Origin of the sequence: Metasolibacillus meyeri (genome assembly GCF_003049505.1) — a bacterium.
Taxonomy (GTDB): domain Bacteria; phylum Bacillota; class Bacilli; order Bacillales_A; family Planococcaceae; genus Metasolibacillus; species Metasolibacillus meyeri.
In genome coordinates, this window is sequence record NZ_PYWN01000169.1 from 1 (window position 1) to 10,659 (window position 10,659).

The window sequence follows — 10,659 nt, forward strand, 5'->3', positions numbered from 1 at the left end:
CAGTCATTTGCTTTACCATGAAAATATATTTATATAACAATAGGGTAAAATTAATCGCTTTAACAAATGAGGAATTTAGTCAGCGAAGCTAAAGTGACAGCAAAATAAGTAGTGATATTGATTTATTTTAGAGACTCTTACTATACAAGAAGGTGAAAACTCTGACAAATTTATGAGAATGCTAAAATCTCTATAGAAAGCTCAAAGTAGATTGTATTTCTTAATGATATTGTACAGTTTGAAGAAAAAATTAGAACATAATGATGAAACACTCTCAAGAAGTAGAATATTATACACAAGAGTACAGTGAAGAATTAAAGCACCTCCATATATTTTAAACCTAGCAGAACTATACTAACTCAAATAAAGTACGGATAATCCAGAGAAGAATCATCTATTCACTTTGGATTAATGCCTACTTGACTGAACTAACATCCTAATCCAATCGAGGTGAGCATCATGATCGAAATTCGTAATCTTAGTAAATCTTTCACACATTCAACAGGTCAAATTGATATTTTACATAATATTTCTTTAACGATTGAAAAAGGACAATGGTACACAATTCTTGGCCCTTCTGGTGCAGGGAAAACAATATTTTTAGGCTGTATTGCTGGGCTACTACCACCAACTACAGGAGAAGTACTGTATGATGATATTGAACTTTATCAGTTAAGTGATAAAGCTAGAGGCAATTACCGTCGAAAGCATATTGGCTTTGTCTATCAAAACTTTAAGTTCTTATCACATTATTCCATAGTAGACAATGTGATTTTGCCGTTTATTCATGATGAGCCGAAAAAAACACTATACCCAAAAGCGATAACGTTATTAGAGCAAGTTGGCATTGATCCTGAATTATTTGAACGCTTTCCTGAAGATCTATCATCCGAAGAAAAACATCGTGTAGCGATTGCTCGAGCTCTTCTAGGCAACCCTAGCATACTTATTTGTGACGAGCCAACAGGCAATTTAAATGTAGAAAGCCGCAATGAATTATTAAATTTATTATCCTTTTATCGAGCACAGGGGCAAACAATCATCATGGTAACACGTGATGAAGAAGCAACGAGGCTTAGCGATTATACATACAAACTAATTGATAAACAATTAATAAAATTAAAATGACGTATAAATTTAAGTGGCTTAAGTTCACGCACATGAGGTACTAGCCTAAGTGTGACAAATGGTGGAACTGGTTATGCAAATGGCCCTGTAAAATTGTATATTTATTAACATGAAAGTGAATCTGTGGAGAACGAAGGCAATAGCCTACGTTCTCCAACAGCTACTTATGATTTAAAAAAACCCTATATTTTTAACACCAATCTCACAACTGAGGTGAACAATATGATTGAAATTCAGAATCTTAGTAAATCCTTCAAACATCCATCAGGTCAAATAGATATTTTACATAACACCTCTTTAACAATTAATAAAAGGCTATTAGTTGCTCGACAGCTATTGCTGGTAAAGAGAGGTTAATATTCTACTATTGAATATAATTGTTGGTATGGACAACTATGGATTACACAATTAAGAAAAGACTACGACTAAGCGATAAAGGGGCCCATACAAACAGGCTATTGTGAAATGATAAGCCCCCTATTAATTTGGACTAACCTAATTTCATCAGACAACATAAAGCACCTTGCGTTAATTTGATAATGTACCTTATCAAATCAATGTAAAGGTGTTTTTCTACGGGAATAAGAGTTAGTTATCCAGTAGAGATGAAATAGATAATCGCCAAGGAAAAGTTAGTAGGGGAATTAACAACAAAGGAAATCATCGAGAAATATGGCGGTTAAAAACGAATCACAAGTGAGCATGTGGATGAAATGGTATCGAAATCATTATTAGCATAGCAATACGTGATAAGAAGCAATAAAGCTTAGCGATTATACATACATAAACAATTAATAAAATTAAAATGAAGTATAACGACAAAATCATGTCGGTATGCTGGCGGTATATTGGCGGTGTGAAAAAGGAAGCCTTATGTTACCCTAGAAACATCCTAGGTATACAGTATTTTCTATAAAATTACTTGAAAGGTGGGTTCTTAGAGTTATGAATAAATCCATTAACAGAATTTTAGTTGCATATTTCACAATAACTATACTCTTTCTTCTAACAGGCTCTTTATCTGCATTTGCAAACCAAGGAGAAGAATATCACGATATCCTTCTCCAGCCGCAAGAAACAAATGAAGATGTTATTACAGCAAGCCCTACTTTAACAAAGGTATGGATAGAACATAAATATTTTGTTAGCCCACTTCTTCATCCAACAGGACCACCACCATGGATTTTTGTCACCCGTACTATGCATCAAACAAACTTAGAAGGTTACTTATCTTTTGAGCGTACTTTAAATGGTTCTTATGCTATGTATTCTGGATATGTGTATAATACTAATTACCCTATAGTACATCCTACAAAAACTCAAAATATGCAAGCTTACGACAAGGAGTGATAAATAATGAAAAAACATTTTTTAATATATTTATTATTTTCTTTAACTATATCTTTCACAACACCTTATTATAGCCCTGTAGCCAATGCTGCTACTATTGAACCTGCATCAACTGCAAGAAAATATGTAACAATAGAGGTTATTATACCTAAGAAATTCGCTCTACCCCCACAAACATATTTATATAATGATGGAACATATGCTGGTTACTTAACTTTAGATACTTACTATCGTGATAAGGACTCTTTATATCATGGATTTTATACAGGTTATGTTTCTAAAGGGGGTTACCCAGCACCAACTAGAGCGCATGAAAAAAATTAGCACTAACTTCAGTCCTTATTCATTTGGTGATTTTTGCTCAAAAGCTTTTTCTGTATGATCAATAAGTTTATAAAGATAAACTGGAGGTGGATTGGATGAAAAAATTACTCGTCTTTTTATTCACTATTTTGCTATTATCTGCTTGTACATCTAATGATGATTTAGTAGCATATGTAGATGACTTTAAAAACTCTGGATTTCAGAATAACGCTGGGCAATCAATGGCTTTAACTGAAGAAGGTTTGATGATGAGTGGTCCGCGCAATGAAAGTGGCAGTAAAAAATTAAGTGATATTGATTTGTTTTTAGAAAGCCTTGGTATACAAGAAGGTGAACATTTCCTACAAATATATGAAAATGCCAAGATTACGACGGATGGCTCTAAATATATCGTATCTATACCTAATATAGTACAGTTTGAATTCGAAAAAATAGGTGAAAGAATCATCAAAGATTCTCAAGGTATAGAGTATTTTACAGCGGAATACAGTAAAGAATAAAGAGGCTAATTAGGCACTATTGCTTTCAATTCTATAGTTAAAATCAAAAGTCGATTTACACACCAAAATTGCTTGTTGTGAAATCGACTTTTTTATTACCTTCTTTATGCAACATGTTAATTGTGCTGAAAGTCAAGCTATCAATAACAGCTATATCCTGTTTGGCACCCTATTTTTATAGCTTCACTTCTTTATCAGCAATTAAATTACCATTTTGGTCGAAGGCACGGAAGATGACTTCGTTATATAAATCAAAACGATTAAATTTACGGATTGCTTGACTTACTTTGTAAACATTTTGTCCGCGATCAATTAAGTCATAGTTGACATCGCCATTCACAGAGCTAAAGCGTACTTGCATCGATGCAACATTTGTACAGTTTTCATTTAATTCTGCTGTCATAATGACTGTTGAACGTGTAATGTCCACTTTTGCTATATTGAATAAGCCAGCACTTGTATCACAGCTTGCATCTGATACGAATGTTTGACATAAAATCGCATCGATTACTGCTTGATATGCGCTATGCAGACGTTCCACATCTGTCGCATGGTAGCTTTGGCCACCTGTTTCAGAAGCAATTTTTTTCAAAACGGCTGTGTTGACATCCTTTGCTGGGCCAACAGCGATTGTATGAATTTTTACTTTTGCTTTTTTCGCACTATCGATAATGCGTTCCACTTGTGCATTCGATGTTTTTCCATCTGTAATGAGCACCATCGACTTGGCTACATTATCGTTTGTTGTATAGTTATTAAGCGCTGTTTGTACAGCTTGTGCTGCATTCGTATTACGTGAAGACAGCTTATCGTAGGATATAAAGCCTTCCATATTGGCAATATTTGATGCTGTCCCTTTTACAACAGAACCTGGGTTTGCTGCAAACGGCACAACAATATTATTATTTGAACCAATTTGACGGATTAATTGCTTTGTTTTTTCCGCTGTAAAATTATTCGGATCTTGTTTGCGCATCGAACTTGATTGGTCGACAACAAAGGCAATTTCTGTGATAAGCGTACATTTATTTTGTGTAAATTTATAGTTTGTAAAGATTTTTTGCTTTACTGGTGTGCCAATTAATTCTCTAAACATATCACGATAACGTGGGTCAATATTTGAAGAAATTAATGACGCTGTTGCAGTTGATGAACCATACACGATAGAGTCAAAATAAGCAACGGCCGAACCAGCATAACCTGTTCCTTTATTGTAGTCCGTCGTATTTGTATTGAATGAAACGACTTTACGCTGTCCATTAAATTCAATTTCTGCTGTTCCTTTATAGTCTGTAATGACACGCCCACCTGGTGCTACTATATTGACAATCACTTTCGTATAGCGCTCCATTCCCTCTGGACGCTCAACAATCGCCTGACTTTCCTTCAAGCTATCTACCTTCGCATTATAACCACTTAAATTACCGACAGTATCTTTATAATTTTTCGCTAAATAGTCTTGATCCGCTCTACTTAACGAATCAAAAATTGCTTTTACTGCTTTTACACTATCATAATGAATCATCGTTAAATCATTTGTATTTCTTGGGAAATACGTTAATAAATGAACGATTAATGCATGAATTTTTGATTCGAATTGGCTTGTAAAGCTTTCATCCATTACATCTTGTAAATTATAAACTGCTCGACCTTCACTATTAATTGAATAGTAGACGTTTACCTTACCAAAACCACCGCGTCCTTGCTCATCTCCGTAAATCATACGCTCTAAAATTTGCTCAAATAACCAGACAGAAATAAGCTGATTATCGATACGAAGTTCTGCATTTTCATATTGAATTGCATCATCTCGCACACGACCATTGACAATTTGCCCTGATGTGTTCGTATAATTTTCCCACTTTACTCCCTCAAATGTTATTTCGTCTGGGTCATAATCACGGATTTCAATAATACCATTTGGTGTGAATGGTACAGTTTGTACCGTCGTACTACCATCAATCGGTTTTCCTACTGGTAATGCTGGTAACGGCTTTGGACCTGGTGTAATATTTCCCCCACCATTTGGTTGATCTGGATCATATACTTCATAGGAGATACGTACTTCAGCTTTCGGCACGTAGCGTAGCTCTACTTCAATTTGTTGATTACGATAGCTTGCAAATTTTGTCTCATCATTGTTCACAAGCTCAAACGTAATGATATCTTTTTCAGACTTTGTTAATACTGGCGCAATAATATAAGCATTCAGCTCGCCACCATCTGTGAAAATAGTTGTCGTGCTACTTCCTGCATTTTTCTCTGGCTTTGAGCCTGTTGTTGGCGGTGATTCCACAATACGTGCGCCAACCTTTGATGTGACTTTAAACTGCAATGTTGTATCATACGAAATATCATTGCCATAGCTATCCTTTAATAAAATTTGGATTGCTGCCGCATCTAAACCATTCGCTACTAATTCTTCTGTAGATAAATTGATGCTTTGTACCGCTTTAAAGGCGCTTGGATTGTTGGACTTATCATTTTCCTTCTTATCTGAAGGTGGATTTAGCTCTACTGTCCCATTAGAGCTGACGAAATTTAATGGTAATGTTACCTTGCTATCATCTTTACCTGTTGGAGCCGCGCGTAAGCCTTCAATCGCAATGCCGCCACTTTTCGCTGCACGATACAAGAATGTAACAAGGTCGCCACGTGTAATTGCTTTTGTAGCAGCATAATCATCAAATGTTTTTTTGCCTGTTGTACCTTTTGTAATTTCATGTGTATACAAATACTGCACCGCTTGAACTTCCGATAAATCAAGGCTATTCATTGCGGCATAAAGACGTGCAAACTGTCCTCTTGTAGCATTTGCAGTGCGTCGACTCGCATTGTTTGCTCCATAAATCGGCAAATTCAAGTCAGCATAATACGTGTAAATCATGTCGCTTGTATAGCTAAAGTGATAATTTTTATCGAGTTGCGCAATCATTGCTAGCATCTCTTGCTCACTGACTGTTACATTCGGTTGAAATCTACTACCTGAAAGCTGCACAAGACCTTGCTCGACTGCCCATTGTGCCGCCGTATATTTATCGCTGTTTTTTTCAACATCTGAAATTGTTGTTGCAGCGTTTACTGGCGCTGTAAATGGAAGCCATGATGCAAGCAATAATACTGAACACAATACTGTTATCCATATTTTTTTCATGCTATTTATATAGCCTCCTTCTTAGTCAAAGAATAAAATATCATCGCGATAATTTTGTTTTAAATCATTTTCCAAATATTCAAGGAAACGTAGCATAATAAGTGATGCTTGTGCACGTGTTAAATTTTGCTTCGGGTTAAAGTTGCCTGTTACAGAGTCGCCCGTCATTAAACCTAGCTCTGATACAACGTATACCGCATCACGTGCATAGTCCGTAATTTGTGCATCATCGCGGTAATTAGTTTTAAATCCTGGGTCTGGTGCTTTCCCTTCCAATCCAAGTGCACGTACTAAAATGGCGGCAGCTTGTTGACGCGTTAAATAGCCATTGGGATCAAAACTTGAAGGTGTTACACCCGTCACCACCCCTTTATTCACAGCAGAAGCTAAATAACCGTAATCTTTCGTTGTACGTTTCACATCATTGAAAATACTTGGCGGTGTTTTTTTGCCTTTTGTACTTTCTTCAAGTACACGTAAATCGATTGCCTTTCCAATCGCAACTGTAAAATCATAGCGCTGCATTGGCGTATTTGGTGAGAAGAAATTCGATTGATCCTCTAAAATGCCTAAAGAATATAATTTTTCAATCGCATCCTTCGCTTGATGGCTTGATAAATCTCTAAATTTCGGTACGATTAATCGCTCAATACGTGGCATCATTTTTAAATTTAATGATACTGTGCCAGATTTTTTTGGCAGTTTGTAGTCATATTCAGAAATAATATCAGCTGTACTATTGACAACATAGCCACCATAAAAGCTCGATAAAGAAGAGGCATTTTCTTCATAGTTTAATGTACGAGATTTTGACGAAGAAACACGATTTTTCACCGTACCAATTGAACCATCCTCAAATACCATTTCATACTCTGTAATTTGTGTTTCCGTTGCCCCCCAGAAGTTTTCATAACCTTCATTGCGGCTATCAATATGGATCGTCACTTCATCCGTATTTCGTCCACTCTTTACCGAATATGTTTTACGTGCCATCGCATTCCCTGAAAAATAATCAGATGCTGGACGTTTATCTGTTATAGCACTTTTGGAAAATTGGTAGTCTGTTAGCGTATACGTTTTATTGCCAATTGTTATTTTTTCCGTATATTTTGTTACTTCCCCTGTTGCTGTGCTTTGTCCAATTTGATCATAATTTGTTACGTCATATACATAGGTAAATTGACGAGTTAATTTTTCACCGCTAGCCCCTGTTAACGTCAGCTTATACGTCTCTGTCAATTGCCCCTTTTTTTCTGCTACGGATACAACAACATTTTTATTCGTACCTGTGAATTTTATAGGTACGCCCGTTAAAAATATATACTCTTCATATGTATTTTCATTTTTAACTCCACCGTTTAAATCAATCGTACTTGCATTGGCCTTTCCTGAAGAAAAAACAACTGCAAATAGCAATAAGGAGACGATTGTGACTAACCATTGACGCTGTTTCATACTCTACACTCCTTCATTAAATAACGAGGAGGCTGTTCCACAAGTGAACAGCTCCTCCTCTATTTGGATTTTCAATCTTACTCATTCACTAAAATAATATGTGCATCAAATTGGGCATTTGTAAATAGTACAACACGATCTGATGCCTTTAGCTCTGATGCTTTAATTGCTCGACCATTTTTAATAATCGTCGCTCGATCAAGCATGACATTTGTTAAAGAACCATTATCAATCCATTCACCATTCAACCATTGACTCACATCTTTTACGTTCATTAAGCGCGTTTCTTGCCCATTGCTTGTCAATGTACGGAAATCTTGGATTCGACCTGTTAACACAAGCTCTGATTTTTTCTGTGATGAAGTCAGCACATGCAATGCTTGAATATGTCCATCTTTTACATAGAAGTAACCATAAGCACCTTCATGCTCAATTAAATCCATATTTGGCACAACTGAAATAACACCGTTGCGTACATTTGATACCATATGCGAGCTATTGCTGTAAGCGAAAGTAGTAGCCGATTGAGATACCCAGTAATTATTTTCGATTTTTTCCAGCTCATCTAGCTCAACTAAATAATTGTCCATATCTACAAACTCAAGCTGGCCAAAATACAAGCCTTGCTGTGCTAAGTTTGGCGATGTCATGCTATCATTGGTAATATTGACAACATGTGCGAAACGACTGCTTGTCGCGCCATCTGTCACTACATATGCCGAGCCATATGCTGCTAATGTAGATGGCTCTACTAGACGGCCATTGCGAATTAAAATGGAGCCTTCATGCATATATAGCTGACCTGCATAGCCTAATTGTAAGAAGTTTAATGATGTGTTCACCGCTGTTAATGGCTCATAATACGTGCGCTCATTATTTTGTAACACAACAACCTTTTTCACTACTTCTTTGCCAAATTGCTTCGTTGTCACGTAATAAAGCTCACTATTTTGATAGTTTCTTAACTGATTTTTCGTAATTTTTTCATTGCCAACATAAATTGACGTGTTATTCTCAAATGAGAAATTGTTCATAGCTGCTTTTTCAGAAGTTCCAAATAGCCAATTTTTAAAGGCATGCGCATTTTGTACTACAAATGTATTCGCTGATGTATTAACTGTTTGCAGCTTTGCTTTATAAATATTTTCTACTTGCACACCTGTCACGATAATTTCCATTTCAGAAATAATGGAAGTGGAAGGTGCTGAAAATTTCACTTTTACACGGTCCCCTTCATATAATGCACTTAAATCATGCGTAGAAGAGCCCTTGATAAATCTCGTATTTTTGTTAACGTAGTAGTCCTGCTCTTTTGCACCATCCATTTTAATCGTTACAAACAAGCCGTTTGGATCAATTTTTGTTACGATTCCATACTGTTGCCTACTGTTTGGTGCAATCGTTCCTTGTTCAACAGCCGAAGTTCCACGCATTTCAGTTACGCGGCGCAAGTTTACCTTTACCGTTACCTCCATGCCTGATTTAAAGCCATCAATTGTTGTCATCGTATTGTTAATATAAAGCTTTGCACTATTATCCATATTAAATGTACTGCGATTGCCTCGACTATTTTGCAATGTCACACCATTCAATACTTTTGTTACAGTGCCATCTTTCGCAACTGTTTCATCATATGTCGCTGAAATAAATGTATATGTTGTTGATGCTTCCACTTGCTGATTAGGTAAAATTAAAGTAAATAACACGGCAAATGTCACCAAGATTGTTGCTGCTTTTTTAAACAATGCACTTCCTCCTCTTTGTTGCAAATTTCCTATGTATTGTCCATTAAGTGCAATGGACGGCTTTATACAGAAATATCGATTGAATGCCCTAAGCTTGGGTGCGGCGCATCGATTACTTCTAATAGTTGCTCAGTGCTTTGCTCTTGAAATTCCATGGCTTGCTTCGTTACAGCGATTGATACTTGTTGCATTAATTGTGTTTGCTTCATATTCATTGCTAATGCTGCGATATCCATTGGATTGACCTCCTTTATGTTTTATAGATTTTTCACTAAACGAATTTCATCACGAATGGGTATCCCATCATTCCCAACGAAAGGAATACTCGGTTTCATAGCTCTCGCCTTTTCAACAGCATTGGGAAATACAGCATCTATTGTATAGCCACGCTTTTGGTAAAATTTCAGCGCGTTCAAATTATCATTTGTTGTAACTAACGAAATCGTCGATATGCCCTGCTGCTGGACGAAGCGCTCTACCTCTTTCATTAAATGTGATCCAATTCCTTTTCCCTCGACAATACTGTCTAATGAAATAACCTCAACTTCTTTTTCATGAAAGACATATGTTACTAGCCCTAAAATTCGATTGTTTTCCTCAAATATAAAACCGTCCAGTTCGCTACAAACGTATGTACCTGATGAAATCACCATTTCTGAGCTACCCCAATGTTCTTGAAAAAAGTCAACTACTCGCAACCTGTTATCTTCTGTTATTTTCATTGTAGACATGGTTATCCCCCTACTCTATTTCATCGGCTAAAAACATGAGTTTTCTAGTATTTTCTTTTCATTTTAACATAAAATAAGGTTTCAATCATTGGGCAATTTGGTGCTATCTGGCGAATATTTTATGTAATCAGTGAAAGTTTTTTCCCCTCATTGATTGTTAGCTGAACGAATTTAGTTTTTGTTTTTCTCTAGTTCGAAAGTAGTGATTCGCCCAACAAACATGATATACTCCCATTAAAGTAGACAAGTCAAAACCGCTCACTTTAAACTAA

Annotated in this window: 9 protein-coding genes; 4 read left to right on the top strand and 5 right to left on the bottom strand. The window is 36.1% G+C overall.

Going from position 1 to position 10,659, the window contains the following annotated elements; all coding sequences use genetic code 11:
* The first annotated feature begins 459 nt into the window (after positions 1-459).
* The 4 genes from C9J34_RS19490 (at position 460) to C9J34_RS19505 (ending at position 3,302) form a co-directional block, all read left to right on the top strand.
* The gene (locus C9J34_RS19490) at positions 460-1,128 is read left to right on the top strand and encodes an ABC transporter ATP-binding protein (protein WP_107841843.1); all 669 of its coding nucleotides are present in this window, start codon (positions 460-462) and stop codon (positions 1,126-1,128) included.
* 945 nt (positions 1,129-2,073) lie between these two features.
* Positions 2,074-2,478 carry a hypothetical protein gene (locus C9J34_RS19495; RefSeq protein ID WP_107841844.1) on the top strand — a complete coding sequence of 135 codons (405 nt, stop codon included), beginning with the start codon at positions 2,074-2,076 and terminating at the stop codon, positions 2,476-2,478.
* Positions 2,479-2,484: 6 nt separating this feature from the next.
* Positions 2,485-2,802 carry a hypothetical protein gene (locus C9J34_RS19500; RefSeq protein WP_107841845.1) on the top strand — a complete coding sequence of 106 codons (318 nt, stop codon included), beginning with the start codon at positions 2,485-2,487 and terminating at the stop codon, positions 2,800-2,802.
* A 95-nt stretch (positions 2,803-2,897) separates the two neighbouring features.
* On the top strand, positions 2,898-3,302 hold the full coding sequence (locus C9J34_RS19505) for a membrane lipoprotein lipid attachment site-containing protein (protein ID WP_107841846.1): 405 nt from the start codon (positions 2,898-2,900) through the stop codon (positions 3,300-3,302).
* 175 nt (positions 3,303-3,477) lie between these two features.
* Here the strand turns inward: C9J34_RS19505 and C9J34_RS19510 are convergent, their stop codons facing one another.
* From C9J34_RS19510 to C9J34_RS19530, 5 genes are all read right to left on the bottom strand, one after another.
* Positions 3,478-6,456 (bottom strand): vWA domain-containing protein, encoded by a 2,979-nt coding sequence (locus C9J34_RS19510; RefSeq protein ID WP_107841847.1) that lies wholly within the window; start codon positions 6,454-6,456, stop codon positions 3,478-3,480.
* A gap of 21 nt (positions 6,457-6,477) precedes the next feature.
* A complete protein-coding gene (locus C9J34_RS19515) occupies positions 6,478-7,911 on the bottom strand; it encodes an S-layer homology domain-containing protein (RefSeq protein WP_107841848.1) in 1,434 nt (477 codons plus the stop codon).
* A 77-nt stretch (positions 7,912-7,988) separates the two neighbouring features.
* On the bottom strand, positions 7,989-9,656 hold the full coding sequence (locus C9J34_RS19520; protein WP_107841849.1) for a hypothetical protein: 1,668 nt from the start codon (positions 9,654-9,656) through the stop codon (positions 7,989-7,991).
* A gap of 62 nt (positions 9,657-9,718) precedes the next feature.
* Complete coding sequence (locus C9J34_RS19525; protein WP_107841850.1) at positions 9,719-9,892, bottom strand: YjfB family protein; 174 nt, start codon at positions 9,890-9,892, stop codon at positions 9,719-9,721.
* 21 nt (positions 9,893-9,913) lie between these two features.
* On the bottom strand, positions 9,914-10,387 hold the full coding sequence (locus C9J34_RS19530) for a GNAT family N-acetyltransferase (protein ID WP_107841851.1): 474 nt from the start codon (positions 10,385-10,387) through the stop codon (positions 9,914-9,916).
* Positions 10,388-10,659 lie beyond the last annotated feature (272 nt).